Annotated in this window: 14 protein-coding genes; 4 read left to right on the top strand and 10 right to left on the bottom strand. The window is 74.9% G+C overall.

What is annotated here, in order from left to right:
* Positions 1-19: 19 nt before the first annotated feature.
* Entirely contained in the window at positions 20-592 is a 573-nt protein-coding gene (locus ACI794_RS02030) for a hypothetical protein (RefSeq protein ID WP_456615568.1), read from the bottom strand.
* Between the two features lie 119 nt (positions 593-711).
* On the opposite strand from ACI794_RS02030, the gene ACI794_RS02025 reads away from it, so the two are divergent.
* A complete protein-coding gene (locus ACI794_RS02025; RefSeq protein WP_456603196.1) occupies positions 712-1,392 on the top strand; it encodes a response regulator transcription factor in 681 nt (226 codons plus the stop codon).
* Positions 1,389-2,636, top strand: coding sequence for a sensor histidine kinase (locus tag ACI794_RS02020; protein WP_456603195.1), 1,248 nt, complete (start codon positions 1,389-1,391; stop codon positions 2,634-2,636). Before ACI794_RS02025 ends, ACI794_RS02020 begins: the two co-directional genes overlap by 4 nt.
* On the opposite strand, the gene ACI794_RS02015 is transcribed toward ACI794_RS02020, so the two are convergent.
* Positions 2,637-2,807 carry a hypothetical protein gene (locus tag ACI794_RS02015; RefSeq protein WP_456579049.1) on the bottom strand — a complete coding sequence of 57 codons (171 nt, stop codon included), beginning with the start codon at positions 2,805-2,807 and terminating at the stop codon, positions 2,637-2,639. It lies immediately after the preceding gene.
* A gap of 123 nt (positions 2,808-2,930) precedes the next feature.
* Between ACI794_RS02015 and ACI794_RS02010 the strand changes: the two genes are divergently transcribed.
* The gene (locus tag ACI794_RS02010; RefSeq protein ID WP_456603194.1) at positions 2,931-4,469 is read left to right on the top strand and encodes an LCP family protein; all 1,539 of its coding nucleotides are present in this window, start codon (positions 2,931-2,933) and stop codon (positions 4,467-4,469) included.
* Between the two features lie 194 nt (positions 4,470-4,663).
* Here ACI794_RS02010 and ACI794_RS02005 read toward each other — a convergent pair whose 3' ends face one another.
* From ACI794_RS02005 to ACI794_RS01995, 3 genes are all read right to left on the bottom strand, one after another.
* A complete protein-coding gene (locus ACI794_RS02005; protein ID WP_456615567.1) occupies positions 4,664-5,749 on the bottom strand; it encodes an amidohydrolase family protein in 1,086 nt (361 codons plus the stop codon).
* Positions 5,746-7,320: a signal recognition particle protein gene (gene ffh / locus ACI794_RS02000; protein ID WP_456579053.1), complete on the bottom strand. Its 1,575-nt coding sequence runs from the start codon at positions 7,318-7,320 to the stop codon at positions 5,746-5,748. Before ffh ends, ACI794_RS02005 begins: the two co-directional genes overlap by 4 nt.
* A 497-nt stretch (positions 7,321-7,817) precedes the next feature.
* Positions 7,818-8,159 (bottom strand): helix-turn-helix transcriptional regulator, encoded by a 342-nt coding sequence (locus ACI794_RS01995; protein ID WP_456603192.1) that lies wholly within the window; start codon positions 8,157-8,159, stop codon positions 7,818-7,820.
* Positions 8,160-8,452: 293 nt separating this feature from the next.
* Between ACI794_RS01995 and ACI794_RS01990 the strand changes: the two genes are divergently transcribed.
* Positions 8,453-9,481, top strand: coding sequence for a baeRF3 domain-containing protein (locus tag ACI794_RS01990; RefSeq protein WP_456615566.1), 1,029 nt, complete (start codon positions 8,453-8,455; stop codon positions 9,479-9,481).
* A gap of 6 nt (positions 9,482-9,487) precedes the next feature.
* Here the strand turns inward: ACI794_RS01990 and ACI794_RS01985 are convergent, their stop codons facing one another.
* The 5 genes from ACI794_RS01985 to ftsY all read right to left on the bottom strand — a co-directional run bounded on the left by ACI794_RS01985 (position 9,488) and on the right by ftsY (position 15,386).
* Complete coding sequence (locus ACI794_RS01985) at positions 9,488-9,679, bottom strand: hypothetical protein (RefSeq protein WP_456603190.1); 192 nt, start codon at positions 9,677-9,679, stop codon at positions 9,488-9,490.
* A gap of 83 nt (positions 9,680-9,762) precedes the next feature.
* The gene (locus tag ACI794_RS01980) at positions 9,763-12,135 is read right to left on the bottom strand and encodes a [protein-PII] uridylyltransferase (protein ID WP_456603189.1); all 2,373 of its coding nucleotides are present in this window, start codon (positions 12,133-12,135) and stop codon (positions 9,763-9,765) included.
* Positions 12,136-12,272: 137 nt separating this feature from the next.
* Positions 12,273-12,611: a P-II family nitrogen regulator gene (locus ACI794_RS01975; protein ID WP_456579059.1), complete on the bottom strand. Its 339-nt coding sequence runs from the start codon at positions 12,609-12,611 to the stop codon at positions 12,273-12,275.
* Positions 12,608-13,942: an ammonium transporter gene (locus ACI794_RS01970; protein WP_456603188.1), complete on the bottom strand. Its 1,335-nt coding sequence runs from the start codon at positions 13,940-13,942 to the stop codon at positions 12,608-12,610. Before ACI794_RS01970 ends, ACI794_RS01975 begins: the two co-directional genes overlap by 4 nt.
* A 223-nt stretch (positions 13,943-14,165) precedes the next feature.
* Positions 14,166-15,386, bottom strand: a complete 1,221-nt coding sequence (gene ftsY, locus ACI794_RS01965; protein WP_456579061.1) for a signal recognition particle-docking protein FtsY — start codon at positions 15,384-15,386, stop codon at positions 14,166-14,168.
* Positions 15,387-15,407 lie beyond the last annotated feature (21 nt).

Below are 15,407 nucleotides of genomic sequence, written 5' to 3'. Positions count from 1 at the left end.
GCCGGGCTCGCGGAGGAGATCAGTCGTCGCGACCGTGGCCGCCGCCGACCCGTCCGTCGGAGTCGTCGTGGCCGGAGGTGGGGCTCGCCGCGCCCGGCGACCAGGACGCCGACGGGGACGAGGACGAGGACGAGGACGAGGACGTCGACGGGGACGAGGACGGGGACCGGAACGCCGAGTCGTCCAGGGCGAACCGCGGTGCGCCGTCGATGCACGCGACGTGCACGTCGATGTCGTCGTCGTCGTTCTCGAACTCCATCTTGCCGAGGTCGTCGGAGGGGTCGACCCACCAGCCGGCCGCGGGGACCCCGGCCAGGACGGGTGAGCCGCTGCTGCAGTCGGCGAACACGGTGCCGCCGGCGGTGGCGTACTCACCGGTTGCCGACGCGGCGGGCGCCGACGGGCCGGGGGCCGACCCGTGCGGCACGGACGCCGTCGGCGCCGGGGGTGCCGACGCGGAGCTGCTGGCCGCCACCGGCGACGTGCCCGGCGACGCCGAGGCGTCCACGAACGACACCGCGAGGAAGCCCAGGCCGACGGCTGCGGCCGCCGACGCGGTCCAGGCGGCTCCGAGGAGGACCGGTCGTCTCATGCTGGTTCGTGTCATGGCGCAGACCCTCCGGCCGAGCGGGTTAAGACCACCCCAAGAGGACATCAAGGAAGCGCGCCGGTTTCCATCCCCAGGGCCGAGGGCCCGCTAGCGTCCGCGGCGTGGCCCAGCTCCTGGTCGTCGAGGACGACGAGCGCATCCGCTCCGCGCTCATCCGCGCGCTGCGCGACCGGGGGCACGCGGTCAGCTCGGCCGGCACCGCGCTCGAGGGGTTGCGACAGGCCGTCGACGGGCGGCCGGACCTCGTCGTGCTCGACCTCGGGCTCCCCGATCTCGACGGCGGCGAACTGCTGCGCATGCTCCGCGCGGTCTCCTCGGTGCCGGTCATCGTCGCGACGGCCCGGGACGACGACGGGAGCATCGTGCGGGTCCTGGATGCCGGCGCCGACGACTACGTGCGCAAGCCGTTCAGCGCGGAGCAGCTCGACGCACGCATCCGCGCGGTGCTGCGCCGGAGCAGCCCCGCGGGCAGCGGCGCGGCCGAACTCACCGTGGGAGAACTGACCGTGGACCCGCGCGGCCGCCGGGTGAGCTACGCCGGCCGGCCGGTCGAGCTCGCGCCCAAGGAGTTCGACCTGCTGGCGTACCTGGCCGCGCGGCCCGGCGCGGTGGTCCCCAAGCGCGAGCTGCTCGCGGAGGTCTGGCAGCTCCCGTACGGCGGCTCGGACAAGACCGTCGACGTCCACCTGTCCTGGCTGCGGCGCAAGCTGGGGGACGACGGTCCCCGCATGGTGCAGACGGTGCGCGGCGTCGGCGTCCGCCTGACCGAGCCCGAGCCGTGAGAGGCCGCATCACGCTGCTGGTGGCGGCGACGACGTCGGTCGTCCTGCTCGCCTTCCTGCTCCCCGCCGCGTCGCTGGTCAGCCGCGTGGCCGAGGCACGAGCCCTGGATGCGGGCCAGGCACAGCTGCAGTTCCTGCTGCCGTCGGTCGGCCTCGGGGACCAGGACCAGGTCGCCGCGGATCTGGCGGCTCTCGCCGGGGGGCCGCGGGCGGGGGTGCTCTGGACCGACGGGACGACGTGGCTCGGCGAGCGCGGGACCACGACCACCGCACCGGGGAGCCCCGTGGTCGAGGAGTCGGCCGAGGGCACACGTCTCGTCCAGCCGGTGGGCCGTCCCGGCGGCACGGCGGTCGTCGAGGTGCTCGTGCCGGTGGAGCAGCTGCGCGCCGGCGTCGCCCGCACCTGGGCGGTGCTCACCGGGCTGGGCGTCGTCCTCCTGCTGGTGGCCCTCGTCGTCGCCGATCGGCTGGCACGCTCGCTCACCCGCCCGGTGATGGACCTGGCCGCAACGGCACACCGGCTCGGCAGCGGCGAGCTGTCCGCGCGCGCCGTCCCCGCCGGGCCACCGGAGGTGCGCGAGGTCGGGGAGGCGGTCAACCGGCTGGCCGGGCGGATCGGCGAGCTGCTGCAGGCCGAGCGGGAGGCAGCGGCCGACCTGGCGCACCGGCTGCGCACGCCGTTGACGGCCCTGCGCCTGGACGCCGAGGGGCTCCCCCCGGCCGATCGGGACCGGATCCGCGAGGACGTCGACGCGCTGAGCCGCACGGTGGACGCGGTGATCGCCGAGGCCCGCCGCCCGCTGCGCGAGGGGCTCGGAACCGGCTGCGACGCCTCCGCGGTGGTGACCGGGCGGGTCACCTTCTGGTCGGCGCTCGCCGAGGACGAGGGCCGGGCGCTCCGGTTCACCGCCTGTCCCGACGCGCTCCCGGTGCGGGTGCCCGCCGACGACCTCGCCGCCACCGTCGACGCACTGCTCGGCAACGTCTTCCAGCACACGCCGGACGGCACCCCCGTCGCCGTGGACGTCCGGCCGCGGGACGGCGGCGGCGCCCTCCTCACGGTCGCCGACGGTGGACCTGGCCTCGATGCCACGGCGCTCGAGCGAGGCCGGAGCGGCGGCGGGTCCACCGGGCTCGGCCTGGACATCGTCCGGCGGACGGCCGAGGCCTCCCGTGGCCGGCTGCACCTCTCCTCGTCGTCGGCCGGGACACGGGTGACCGTCGAACTGGGCCCGCCGACCTGATCAGGCGGGTTCGGGCACCCCGCCGGGGTCTCCGCCCGGGTCGTCGGGCGAGGGCTCGACCGGCGCGGGTGGCAGCGTGTCGGGGGTGTCCGGCAGGAGCTCGCCCGGATCGTCGGGCACGGGCTCGCTCGGGTCGATCGGACGGTCGGGCTCCGGGATCGGCGTGACCATGCGACGAGTCAACCAGCACGGTCCCCCCACCGGCATGTCGCGAGCGCTCCGCGACGGACGCGTCCTGGCTACGATCGGGCCGGTCAGAGGCGCATCCACACCCCCGCCGCGGGGCCGACCGGCGTGAGCGAGGAACCAGTGGGCCGAGACCGCGACCAGCAGGGCGCCCGGCCGCTCCCCCCGCGCCTCGACCCGCGCGCCGGCGGGCGCGCCCGCGCCCGGACCGGGTCGAGCGCCGCCGGCCTGCGCGAGCGGGACGGCCACCGTCGCCTCGTCGTCGGCAGCCGCGTGGTCGCCGGGCTGCTCTCGGTGCTGCTGCTCGTGGGCTCCGGCTGGGGCTGGTACCTCGGCCAGGTCGCCGACGCGACGGTGAACCGCACCGACGCCATCCCCGCCGACGGCAACGACGGCGACGGCGAGGCGATGAACCTCCTGCTGGTCGGCAACGACAGCCGCAGCAACCTGACCGAGGAGCAGCTGGTCGAGCTCAACGCCGGGACGGACTCCGGCATCAACACCGACACGATCATCCTGGTGCACGTGCCCGCCGACGGGTCCCGCGCCTCGTTCGTCTCCTTCCCGCGCGACTCGTGGGTCGAGATCCCCGGCCACGGCGAGGACAAGCTGAACGCCGCCTACGCCTACGGCTACACCGGCGCCGCCGACGCCGCGACCGAGGCAGCCCGCCAGGCGGCCGGCGCGCAGCTGCTGGTGCGGACGATCAGCCGGCTCACCGGGCTGGAGATCGACCACTACGCCGAGGTCGACCTGCTCGGCTTCTTCGAGCTGTCGAGCGTCGTCGGCGGCGTCGAGGTCAACCTCTGCAACGCCGTGGACGACCGTGAGTGGTCCGGCGCCTTCTTCCCGGCCGGCCCGCAGACGATCAGCGGCGCGGACGCGCTGAAGTTCGTGCGCCAGCGGCACAACTTCGGCCCGGACGGCCGCGGCGACTTCGACCGCATCGTCCGCCAGCAGGTCTTCATCGCCGGCGTGCTGCGCAAGATGCTCTCCGAGGAGGTGCTGCTGGACCTCGGCAAGCAACGCGAGCTGGTGCAGGCCGCCGCGGAGTCGCTCACGGTGGACGAGGACCTGGACCTGCTGCAGCTGGCCGAGCAGATGCAGTCGGTCACCACGGGCAGCATCGAGTTCCAGACCGTGCCCAACCTCGGCGTCGACCGGGAGGGCGACGCGTCGATCGTCCGCCTCGAGGACGAGGCCACCCTCCGCCAGTTCTTCTCGCAGCTCTCCGCCGAGCCCGAGCCCGCACCGGAGGAGGCCGCCCCGCCGGAGGCCGCCGACCCCGCGGACGTCTCGGTGGCCGTCTTCAACGGCTCGGGAACGAGCGGGCTGGCCGCCACGGCCCAGGGCGAGCTCGAGGACGCCGGGTTCACGGTGGTCTCCACCGGGAACGCCGACTCCTCCGACTACGCGCAGAGCGAGATCCGCCACGCCGCCGGGGACGAGGCCCTCGCCGCCGCGGTCGCCGCCGCCGTCCCCGGCGCCGTCACCCGGGTCGTCGACGACGCCACGTCGGGCACCGTGCAGCTCGTCCTGGGCTCGGACTACAACGGCGTCGGGCAGGCGACCGACGCACAGCCGCCCGCGGCGCCGGTCGAGGGCGAGGACGCCCGCACCGCCGCCGACACCGGCTGCATCAACTGACCGCGCCCGGCGGCCTTCACCGCAGGCCCGCTGCGGGGGTCAGGACGAGGAACGGTGGACACACCGCCACCAGCGCCCCGGCCGCCAGCACGCTCCCGCGCCGCGCCGCGCCAAGATCAGCGCCGTCAGGGCCAGGAACGAGAGCGCCTGCACTCCAGCGCCCGGCTGACGCGGTCACGGACGGGCCGGCCGGCTCAGGCGATGACGCGGCCGCGCAGGACCGTCCGCTGCGGTCGCTGCAGCGCGTCGAGGTCGGCCCGGGGGTCGGTCTCGTAGACGACGACGTCCGCCGTCGCACCCTCCTCGATGCCGCGCAGCCCCAGCCACTCGCGCGCCTTCCACGACCCCGCGGCCAGCGCCGCCTCGGCCGGGATGCCGGCCCGGCAGAGCGCCCGGATCTCGTCGGCGATCACCCCGTGGTCGATCCCGCCACCGGCGTCGGTGCCGGCGAACACCGGCACGCCCGCCTCGAACGCGGCCCGCACGACGGCGCCCGAGTTCGCGTACAGCCGCCGCATCGTGCTGGCGTAGGTGGGGAACTTCTTCTCCCCCGCCGCCGCGAAGCCCGGGAAGTTCTCCACGTTGACCAGGGTCGGCACGACGGCGGTCCCCCGGCGGGCCATCTCGCCGATGAGCTCCTCGGTGAGCCCCGTGCCGTGCTCGATGCAGTCGATGCCGGCCTCGATCAGCGCGGGCAGCGCGTCGGTGCCGAAGGTGTGCGCGGTGACCCGGGCGCCCTCCTCGTGCGCGGCGGCGATCGCCGCCGCGACGACGTCGGCCGGCCACTCGGGCGCCAGGTCGCCGACCGAGCGGTCGATCCAGTCGCCGACGAGCTTCACCCAGCCGTCGCCGCGCCGGGCCTGGACGCGGGTCTGCTCGACCAGGTCCTCCGGCTCGATCTCGACGCCCAGCCCGGGGATGTACCGGCGGGTGCGGGCGATGTGCCGCCCGGCGCGGATGATCGTCGGCAGCTCGGGGTCGCCGTCCAGCTCGCGGGTGTCGACCGGCGAGCCGCAGTCGCGCAGCGCCAGCACACCGGCGTCCCGCTCGGTCAGCGCCTGCTGCCGGGCGTGGGCGAGGTCCTCGACGTGCCCACCGCCGCGGGCGATGCCGACGTGGCAGTGCGCGTCGACCAGGCCGGGCAGCAGCCAGCCGCCGCGGCTGACCGTCTCGGCGCCCGGCACCGGGTCGAAGGTGAACCGCCCGTCGCGGATCCAGACGTCGCGGTGCTCCCCCTCGGGCAGCACCACACCGGAGAGGTGGAGGGCGGGGGCGGTCACCGCCCGTTGCCGTCCTTGAACTGGTCGAAGTTCAGCTTGGTCAGGTCGGGCAGGCCCTGACCGGGCGGGAGGCCCGGCATCCCGGCGCCGCCGAAGGGGTTGGCCCCGCCCGGGAGGCCCGCGCCCGGCGGCAGGCCCGGAGCGCCGGCGGGGCGGCGGGCCGGACCACCCTTGCCCTTGCCCTTCTTGCCCTTGCCCTTCTTCGACTGCGCCTGCATCTGCCGGCCGCGGGCCTTCTTCGACATGGGTCCCATGCCCTGCAGGCCCATGCTCCCGGCCATCTGGCCCATCATCTTCTGCGCCTGGGCGAAGCGCTCCAGCAGTTGGTTGACCTCGGTGACGCTGACCCCCGAGCCGTTCGCGATGCGCACCCGGCGCGACGCGTTGATGATCTTCGAGTTGACCCGCTCCTGCGGCGTCATCGAGCGGATGATCGCGGCGGTGCGGTCGAGGTCGCGGTCGTCGACCTGCTTGAGCTGCTCCTTCATCTGGTTCGCGCCGGGGAGCATGCCCAGCAGGTTGGCGATCGGCCCCATCTTGCGGATGGCCACCATCTGCTCGAGGAAGTCCTCGAGGGTGAAGCCCTCGCGGGAGGTGAGCTTGCCGGCCATCTTCTCGGCCTGGTCGGCGTCGAAGGCCTGCTCGGCCTGCTCGATGAGGGTGAGCACGTCACCCATGCCGAGGATGCGGGACGCCATCCGCTCGGGGTGGAAGACGTCGAAGTCGGTGAGCTTCTCGCCGGTGGAGGCGAACATGATCGGCTGGCCGGTCACGTACCGCACCGAGAGGGCCGCACCACCGCGGGCGTCGCCGTCGAGCTTGGTGAGGACGACGCCGGAGAACCCGACGCCCTCCTGGAACGCCTGCGCCGTCGTCACCGCGTCCTGACCGATCATCGCGTCGACGACGAACAGCGTCTCGTCCGGGCGCACGGCGTCGCGGATGTCGGCCGCCTGCTGCATCAGCTCGGCGTCGATGCCCAGCCGGCCGGCGGTGTCGACGACGACGACGTCGTGCATCGTGCGGCGGGCGTGGTCGATGGAGTCGCGGGCCACCTGCACCGGGTCACCGACGCCGTTGCCCGGCTCGGGCGCGAAGACGTCGACGCCCGCCTGCCCGGCGACGATCGACAGCTGGTTGACCGCGTTGGGGCGCTGGAGGTCGGCGGCCACGAGCAGCGGGGTGTGGCCCTGGGACTTCAGCCAGCGGCCGAGCTTGCCGGCCAGGGTCGTCTTACCGGCACCCTGCAGACCGGCCAGCATGATCACCGTCGGCGAGGTCTTGGCCAGCCGGATCCGGCGGGTCTCGCCACCGAGGATCTGGATGAGCTCCTCGTTGACGATCTTGATGACCTGCTGCGCCGGGTTCAGCGCCTGCGAGACGTCCGCGCCCCGGGCCCGCTCCTTGACGGCGGTGATGAAGGCCCGCACCGCCGGCAGCGCGACGTCGGCCTCCAGCAGCGCGATGCGGATCTCGCGCGCGGTCGCGTCGATGTCGGCGTCGGAGAGCCGACCCTTGCCCCGCAGGCCGGTGAAGACCTTGTCGAGGCGGTCGGAGAGGGTCTCGAACACAGCACGTCCTCGTCACAGCTCGTGGCGCGGCCCGCCGGCCCGACGGCCGGCGACACGGCGACGGGTCCGGGCGTGCCGGACCCTCGCGCCTCCTGGCCCCAGCGTATCCACCCGGCTCCCACGCGGGCGGCACCGCGAACGAGCGACGGCGGCGAGGCGTCCACCCGAACCGGGGCCGGCTCACCGACCCTCCACGGCCGAGCGCACCACGAACAGGCATTGGCCGAAGCCTGTTTCGTGAGTATCGTTGCGCCTATCAGTCCCGGCCAACAGTGAGCGGCCGGACGGAGAGGTGCTCCTCGTGTCCGACGTCCTCGACCTGACGGCGCTCGTCCTGGCACTCGGCCTGCTCGGTCTGCGCGCCCACCCCCGCACCCGGTGCTGGGCGCCGCGAGGCCTCCGGCACGCCTCGCCCGCGGGACCCCCGGCCGCCGCGCCCGCCCGCGGAGAGGAGCGCCGGCTCGCAGCTGCGGGTCGCTGAGCCGCCGCGGACCGGCTCAGGACTGCCGGGCGCCCGCTGCCGGTGCGTCCACGGATGCGAGGCCACCCCCGGCCCCGTCGAGGACGAGCGCGAGGAAGTCCCCGACCCGGACGTGCCGCTCCAGGTCGTGCCGGAACCGCCCCTGCATCACGACTGTGTAGCGGTTGCGCCGCCCGACCCGCTCCCGGATGACGTACCCGGCCTGCTCGAGGTCGCCCACGATCATCTGGACGGCCCGCTCGGTGATGCCGACGCGTGTGGCGATGTCGCGCATCCGGGCGTCGGGATCGGCAGCGAGGCTGACCAGGACATGCCCGTGGTTGGACAGGAAGGTCCAGCTCGCCCCCGGCGCGATCATGCCGGGCACCTTACGCGACCGCCACCCACGCCATCAGCTGGTCCAGAGCAATGCATTTCGGGTAACGTGCTTCGCGCGAGGGGAGTACCCGATGCACACGAGCGCAGTCGCTGCCCGCCAGTCCCGGCCCCCGGCCCGGGCGCGACCGGCCCTGACCAGGGGTCGGGGGAGACCTCGCCGCACCCTGGGAGACGCCCTGTGACGTCGCGCCGCACCGCCATCCCGCCAGCCGCGAGAGCGATCGCCCCCGTTCCCGCCGACCGGTCCTCCTCGTGACCCCCACCGGGCCCCGGGTGACCTGGCCCTCCCCCGGCCAGGTGCTCCTCCTGCAGTCGGTCCGGGCGGACCCGTGCATCAGCGTCCTCGCCGCGACCACCCCCTCGCCGCGCATGACCGACACGGACGTGCGGCGCCTCCGCCGGCTGGCCGACGACGCCGCCGCCCGGCTGGCCGAGGGCGACCACCCCGACGTCCACCTGCTCCGGACCGCGCTCGACGAGGTGGTCGCCGGCGCGTCCACGCTGGCGACCGGGTCGGGGATCGGCCTCTACGTCAGCGCCCACGTGCGCGAGGTCGTGCGACTGCCCGTCCCCGTCGCCGACCGCGTGGTCGTCGACCCCTCCTTCGCCACGCGCGACCTCGTGCGGGCGCTGCACCGGACGCCCCATCACGTCGCGTTGCTGCTCGGAGAGCACGAGGCCCGGCTGATGGTCGGGGTGGCCGACGACCTGCGGCCACCGCCGCGCAGCGCCTTCCCCCTCACGGCGGACGGGGCGCCGGTCGACGCCTTCCTGCGCCGGGTGGACGAGGCGCTGGGCACCTACCTCCAGCTGCACCCGGCACCGCTGGTCCTGGTCGGGGCCGAGCACGTCGTCGGGCGCTTCCGCCGGCAGTCGCGCAACACCCACCGGCTGGCCGGGACGCTGGACGCCAACCTCACCCGCTCACCCGTGACGACCCTCGTGCCGCGGACCAGGGAGGTGCTGCAGGCCTACCTCCGGTCCCGCCAGGACGAGGCGCTGGAGCACCTGGACCGGCGGCGGTCGCGGAACGCGGTCGTGGAGGGGATCGACTCCTGCTGGCTCGCCGCCCGGCGGGAGCGTCCGGAGATGCTCGCGGTCGAGGAGGGCTTCACCTACGCCGCCCGGCTCAGCCCGGACGGCGACTTCCTCACCCGCGCCGACGACGTCGAGCACCCGGACGTCGTGGACGACGTCGTCGACGAGCTGATCGAGACGGTGCTCCTGCGCGGAGGGTGGGTCGCCTTCGTCGACGACGGCGCCCTGGCCGAGCACGGACGGGTGGCGCTCACCATCCGCTGACCGGGGTCAGGCCGCGCTGGGAAGCCCCGCCGCGAGGGCACCGGCCGGCACGGCCCCGACGACCAGGGCCGCGCCGCAGTCGACGCAGGCCCACTCGGGGCACTCGCCGCCGTCCTCGGTGTGGCCGTCGACGCACGGCGGCTGCACGAAGTCCCGGTCGTCCTCGCAGGACGGGCAGGGCCAGTGGCGGCTCTCCACGGGCGAGCTCCTCTCGGCAGATGGGACCGGTCCGTCCCGTTCCGCCTCGACGCTCGCACGGACCACCGACAGAACCCGGTAGCTCAGGCCGGCGTGTCGGGCCCCACCGCCACCGCGGGGCCACGGGTGGCGGCGACCAGGGCCGCGTCGACCCGTTGCCGCTGTTCCTGGTCCACCGGGGAGCCCGAGGGGTTGGCGACGTAGAAGCAGTCGACGGCGTCGCCCCCGAGCGTCTCGATGCGGGCCGACGTGACGTCGAGCCCCTCCCCCGCGATCGCCGCGGTCAGCCGGTAGAGCAGCCCCGCCCGGTCCCCCGCGCGCACCTCCACGATGCCGGTCGCCTGCCCGCTGACCTCGTGGTTGTGCCACGAGATCCGCGGGGGCGCGGTCCGGGCCTCCTGGTGGTAGTCGGCCTCCCGCTGGCGCAGCCGCTCCGGCAGCCGGAGCGTGCCCTCGAGGGCGGCCCGGACGCCGTCGGCGAGGATCTCCGGCACCGGCGCCCGGCCGAACCGGGGCCGCACCGAGTAGACGCCGGTGCTGTACCCGTCGGCCACGGTCATCTTCGCCGCCCGCACGTCGAGCTGGTTGAGCGCGAGCACGCCGGCGCAGGTGCTGAGCAGGCCCGGCCGGTCGGGGGCCCCGATGGTCACCTGCTGGCCGTCGGCCACCTCCTCGATGGCGACGGTCACGCCCCGCGTCGCGCCGGGGATGCCGGGGACCTGCACCGTGGCCTGCGCGCGCGTGGCCGGGTGCAGCACGGGTTCCGGCGCCACCAGCGGGGTGCCACCGAGGACGGCCTGCACCCGCGCGACGAGGGCCGCCACCAGGTGCGCTTTCCACGGCGACCAGGCGGAGGCGCTGGTGGCGGCGCCGTCGGCCTGCGCCAGCGCGTGCAGCAGCTGCAGCACCGAGGGGTCGCGCCCGATGGTGGCCGCCACCCGCTCGATGGTCGCGGGGTCGTCGATGTCGCGCCGGGTCGCCGTCGCCGGGAGGAGGAGGTGGTGGCGCACCAGGGTGCCCAGGACGGCGACGTCGGCGTCGGCGAAGCCCATGCGGGCACCGATCGCTGCGGCGACGCGCTCCCCCACCACGCTGTGGTCCCCCGGCCAGCCCTTGCCGATGTCGTGCAGCAACGAGGCGACCAGCAGGAGGTCGGGGCGGTCGACGTCGCGCGTCAGCTCGGAAGCCGCGGCCGCCGCCTCGATCAGGTGCCGGTCGACGGTGAACCGGTGCCACGGGTGCCGCTGCGGCAGCGAGCGCACCCGGTCCCACTCCGGCAGCAGCCGGGCCAGCAGCCCCTCCTGGTCCAGCTGCTCCAGCACCGGCACCGCCGACCGGCCGCTGGCCAGGACCCGCAGGAAGGACCAGCGCGCCTCGGCCGGCCACGGCTCGGGCATCGGGGGGCTGTGCACCGCGAGCACCTTGAGCGTGTACGGGGAGAGCAGCAGGTCGGCCCGGGCGGCGGCCGCCGCGGCCCGCAGCAGCAGGCCCGGGTCGGCGGCGGGCTTCGCGCCCTGGGCGAGCACCACCTCGTCGCCCTGCCGCACGACGCCCTCGGCCAGCGGCTCGCGGCGCACCCGGCGGTAGCGGCCACGGGGACGCCGGACCAGCCCGGCCTCCACCCGCCGCCAGGTCTCGTCGGCGACGAAGGCCAGCCGCCGCCCGGCCAGGCTCACCTCCCGCAGGAGCACGTCCTCGTCGGCCAGGCCGAGCGCGGCGGCGACCGCCCGCTGCTCCTGGCGGACCAGGACGTCGGCGGCGCGCCCCGACCGGCGGCGCAGCTCGTCGCGCACGTCCAGGAGGAAGGCGTAGGCCTGCTCGACCTCGGACGCGGGCTCGTCGGCGAGCTGGGCGGCGGCCGCCGCACGGAGCACCTGCCCCTCGCGCAGCCCGCCGTAGGCCTCTTTGAGGTCCGGCTCGAGCAGGAAGGCGAGCTCGCCGAGCCGGCGGGCGCGGTCGCGGCGAAGGTCCCTCAGCTGCGGCAGCAGCCGGACGGCGTGCTGCCGCCAGCTGGCCAGGGTCGCGGTGCGCAGCCGGGCGGCCAGCCCGGAGTCGCCGGCCACCAGCCGGGCGTCCAGGAGCCCGAGGCCGGCCTTGACGTCGGTGGAGGCGACGCCCACCGCCTCGGCCACCGACCGCACCGAGTGGTCCAGTCGCAGCCCGGCGTCCCAGACGGGGTACCACAGCGCGTCGGCGACGGCGGCGACCTCCGGCCGGTCCTCGTGCACGAGGACCAGGTCCAGGTCCCCGTGCGGGGGGAGCTCCCGGCGGCCGAGACTGCCGACGGCGACCAGGGCCAGGCCGTCGGTCCCCGTGCGGGGCGGCGGCCCGCCCCGCCGAGCCCGGGCCGGCGGCGTGCCACCGACGGCGTCGTCCAGCAGCCCGGCGAGCCACCGGTCCAGGGCCTCGACCCGCCCAGCGCGGCTCAGCCCCGGCAGCCCCTCGGTGTCCAGCACGGCTCCCCCTCGGTACGGCCCGGATGGAAAGGCGTCGGCCGGGGCGGTGACGAGACCACCACCCCGGCCGACGGAAGAAGGACTCCCTGCCCCCGCGCTCGCACGCTCGCCGCGGGACCCTGCAGGGGCCGGGTCCCTCAGATGGCGTCGTCCCCGCGTTCCCCGGTGCGGACCCGGACGATCTCGTCGATCGTGGTGACCCACACCTTCCCGTCGCCGATCTGGCCGGTGGAGGCCGCCTCGACGACGGCGTCCACCACCCGGGCGGCGTCGAGCTCGCCGACGACGACCTCGATGCGGACCTTGGGCACGAAGTCCACCTGGTACTCCGCCCCGCGGTAGACCTCGGTGTGCCCCCGCTGGCGGCCGAAGCCCTGGACCTCGCTGACGGTGAGCCCGGCGATGCCGATCAGCTCGAGCGCGTTCTTGACGTCGTCCAGCTTGAACGGCTTGACGATCGCGGTGACCAGCTTCATGCCAGCGTCCTCTCCGTGTTGCGGGCCTCGGCACGCGCCTGGCCGGCCAGTGGTGCGGTGGAACCGCTGCTGCCGAGCGAGGCGAAGTCGTAGGCCGACTCGGCGTGCGCGACGTTGTCGATGCCGGTGACCTCGTCCTCCTCGGTGATGCGGAAGCCCATCGTCTTCTGGATGACGAACCCGATGACCAGCGTAAGGACGAAGGAGAAGACGAGGACGGCCACCGCCCCGACGACCTGGCGCCACAGCTGGTCGACGCTGCCGCCGAAGAGCAGGCTCTCCACGCCGGCGGGGGCGTCGGGGTCGGCCAGGAAGCCGATGGCGATCGTGCCCCACAGGCCGCCGACCAGGTGGACGCCCACGACGTCGAGCGAGTCGTCGTAGCCCAGCTTGTACTTCAGGCCCACGGCCAGGGCGCACAGCACGCCGGCGACGGCCCCGACGACGATCGCCCCGACCGGCGAGACCGCCGAGCAGGCGGGGGTGATGGCGACCAGGCCGGCGACGACGCCGGACGCGGCGCCCAGCGAGGTGGCGTGGCCGTCGCGGATCTTCTCGATGAGCAGCCAGCCCAGCACCGCCGCCGCGGTGGCGACCAGCGTGTTCACCCAGGCGACCGCGGCGGTGTTGTTCGCGGCGACGGCGGAGCCGGCGTTGAAGCCGAACCAGCCGAACCACAGCAGCCCGGCGCCGATCATCACCAGCGGCAGGTTGTGCGGGCGCATCGCATCCCGGCCGAAGCCGCGCCGCTTGCCGAGCACCAGGGCGAGGGCGAGGCCCGCCGCACCGGCGTTGATGTGGACGGCGGTGCCACCGGCGAAGTCGATCGCGGCGAGGTCGTTGGCGATCCAGCCGCCGATCACGTCATCGACGTCGAAGGCGAACACCCAGTGCGCGACAGGGAAGTAGACGATCGTGGCCCAGATGCCGACGAAGACCATCCACGCGCCGAACTTGGCGCGGTCGGCGATGGCACCGGAGATCAGCGCGACGGTGATGATGGCGAACACGGCCTGGAAGCCGACGAAGGCCATGGCGGGCAGGCCACCGGCCTCGCTGGTCGTGTCCTCCATCAGGCCGGCGAGGCCGAAGTACTCGGCCGGGTCGCCGATCAGGCCGCTGCCCCCGACGCTGTCGCCGAAGGCGATCGAGTAGCCGTAGAGCACCCACAGCACGCTGACCAGGGCCAGGGCGCCGAAGCTCATCATCATCATGTTCAGCACGCTCTTCGCGCGGACCATGCCGCCGTAGAAGAGCGCGAGGCCTGGCGTCATCAGCAGCACGAGCGCCGCGCTGGTGAGGATCCAGGCGGTGTCGCCGGTGTTGACCACGGCAACCTCCTGTGTCGGGTCGTCGGCCGGGCGGCCGTATCGGTGGGCTCGGGCCCTCCGTGCGGGAGGGGCGACGCGGTGTTCACCGTGCCGGTCGCGTGTTTCCGGCGACGTCGGCGCCGCGTTTCGCGGGCGTGAACTCCGCGCCGCGTGTCCCGCTCCCGCGTTGCGGGCGTGTTGCGCGCCCCCCAGGAGCCCGTCCCTCACCCACCGAGCGCGGGGATCACCCCTCTCCGACGAGGCCCTCCGCGAACGCCCGCGGCTCGAACGGCGCGAGGTCGTCGGGGCCCTCCCCCAGACCGATGAGCTTCACCGGGATGCCCAGCTCCTGCTGCACCCGGACGACGATGCCGCCCTTGGCCGTGCCGTCGAGCTTGGTGAGCACCACGCCGGTGACCTCGACCGCCTCGGTGAACACCCGTGCCTGCACGACGCCGTTCTGGCCGGTGGTGGCGTCGAGCACCAGCAGCACCTCGGTGACCGGCGACTGCTTCTCCACGACCCGCTTCACCTTGCCGAGCTCGTCCATCAGCCCCGACTTGGTGTGCAGCCGGCCCGCGGTGTCGACGACGACCGTGTCCACCTCCGCCTCGACGCCGGTGCGCACCGCCTCGAACGCCACGGCCGCGGGGTCGCCGCCCTCCCGGCCGCGGACGGTGAGCACGCCCACCCGCTCGCCCCAGGTCTCCAGCTGGTCGGCCGCGGCGGCCCGGAAGGTGTCGGCCGCGCCGAGGATCACGCTCTTGCCGTCGCCGACCAGCACGCGCGCGAGCTTGCCGACGGTGGTGGTCTTGCCGGCGCCGTTGACGCCCACGACCAGCACGACGCCGGGCCGCCCCTCGTGCCGCGAGGTGCCCAGCGACCGGTCGAGGTCGGGACCCAGGACCGCGACGAGGTTGTCGATCAGCAGTTCGCGCAGCTCGGCGCCGGTGGCCGTGGCGAGCACCATCGACTGGGTGCGCAGCCGCTCCACGATCTGGGTGGTCGCGGAGATGCCCACGTCGGCGGCGAGCAGGGTCTCCTCGATCTCCTCCCAGTCGTCCTCGGTCAGCTTCTCGCGGGCCAGGACGGTGAGCAGGCCGCGGCCCAGCGACGACTGCGAGCGCGCCAGCCGCGAGCGCAGCCGCACCAGACGGCCGGCCGAGGGGGCCGGGGTGTCGAAGACCAGCCCCGGCTCGGGCTCGGCCGGGGGCAGCTCCACCGTCGGCGGGGCGTCGGGGACGACCGCGTCGGGCTGGTCCTGCAGTCCCAGGCCAGAGGCGGTGGCGCCCGTCGGCCGCGGCTGGTCGGCCGGTGGCGCGGGAGGCCGGGGCCGGGTCAGCGTCGTGCCGCTGACGGCGTCGTCGTCCAGGCGCGTGGTCCGCCGGCCGCGGCCGACGAGGAGGCTGACACCGAGGACCAGTGCCACGACCAGGATCGCGATCGCGATCAGCACGAATTCCATGCCCCGAGTCTCCCAGCACCC

It is taken from the genome of Blastococcus sp. SYSU DS0541 (genome assembly GCF_054050875.1).
Note: the sequence above shows the minus strand (reverse complement) of the source record. Positions and strands in the feature narration are given on the sequence as shown.

Coding starts and splice junctions, on each gene's coding strand:
- ACI794_RS01995 (WP_456603192.1), bottom strand. CDS start 8,159: ATGATCGCGCCGGGGGCGAGCTGGACCTTCCTGTCCAACCACGGGCAT.
- ACI794_RS02015 (WP_456579049.1), bottom strand. CDS start 2,807: ATGGTCACGCCGATCCCGGAGCCCGACCGTCCGATCGACCCGAGCGAG.
- ftsY (WP_456579061.1), bottom strand. CDS start 15,386: ATGGAATTCGTGCTGATCGCGATCGCGATCCTGGTCGTGGCACTGGTC.
- ACI794_RS01975 (WP_456579059.1), bottom strand. CDS start 12,611: ATGAAGCTGGTCACCGCGATCGTCAAGCCGTTCAAGCTGGACGACGTC.
- ACI794_RS02030 (WP_456615568.1), bottom strand. CDS start 592: ATGAGACGACCGGTCCTCCTCGGAGCCGCCTGGACCGCGTCGGCGGCC.